The 1,089-nt window shown below is 34.7% G+C and carries 1 protein-coding gene and 1 pseudogene; both read left to right on the forward strand.

Features of this window, described 5'->3' with window-relative positions; all coding sequences use genetic code 11:
• On the forward strand, positions 1–411 hold a 411-nt coding region (locus HMPREF0819_RS08455), incomplete at its 5' end, for a DDE-type integrase/transposase/recombinase (protein ID WP_003067967.1).
• Between the two features lie 261 nt (positions 412–672).
• Positions 673–1,089, forward strand: a pseudogene (locus HMPREF0819_RS08460) (transposase family protein); the annotation flags it as partial.

Here is a 1,089-nt window from a genome sequence, read left to right on the forward strand (position 1 = left end):
ACAGCCAGCTCTCAAAAATTATACTTATCACCAGTTTTAGATGGTTATAATAGTGACATCATCGCTTATCAGTTATCAACTTCGCCTAATTTGGAACAAATCAAACGAATGTTAACACAAGCTTTTCCAGATGACCATTATGATGATACGATTCTTCATAGTGACCAAGGTTGGCAATATCAACATCAGTCTTATCATGATTTTTTGACATCCAAGGGAATCCGTCCGTACATGTCTAGGAAAGAGAATAGCCCAGATAATGGGATGATAGAGTCTTTCTTTAGCATCTTAAAATCTGAGATGTTTTACGGTTATGAAAAGACTCTTAAGTCGCTTGACAAGCTGGAACAAGCTATTATTACTTACATTGACTATTACAATAACAAACGGATTAAAGTCAAACTAAAATGACTTAGCCCTGTGCAGTACAGAACTAAATCCTTTCAATAATTATTTGTCCAACTTTTTGGGATCAGTACAATTTCTGGAGGTTTTTTATTGCTCTTATTCTTCTAAAAAGGTAAACAAAAAAAGGCTTAATAGCCTTTTTTAGGCTCTATAATTTCTGTAGTGGGTAAAATCCTGCTAAGAAGTTACGGAGCTTTTGAGTATACAAAAAGTCCCATATGACTTAAAATTTAAAGCGACCAAACCATAAATAGAAAGAATCATATGAGACAACTCTATCATACTACAGAATTAATCGGAATTAAAGATAAAAATATCACTTTAACTAAAGTTTTTCAACACGAGATACATATTGAGGTGCAAACTACGCTTGATTACACTCCTCCTAAGTGTTGCCATTGCCAAGGAAAACAAATCAAATACGACTTTCAAAAGCCTTCTAAGATTCCTTTTATTGAGATTAGTGGACTTCCCAGTCTGATTCGTTTGAAAAAGAGAAAATTCCAATGCAAAGACTGCCATAAAGTGACTGTTTCAGAGACATCCCTTGTCCAGAAGAACTGTCAGATTTCTGAATTAGTGAAGTAGAAAACAGTTCAACTCTTACTTAATCGTGAAGCTTTGACACACATCGCTAAAAAGCTTGCCATCTCGACCTCAACTGTGTATCGTAAGCTTGAA

The organism is Streptococcus equinus ATCC 9812, from assembly GCF_000187265.1.
In the GTDB taxonomy this organism is placed as follows: Bacteria; Bacillota; Bacilli; order Lactobacillales; family Streptococcaceae; genus Streptococcus; species Streptococcus equinus.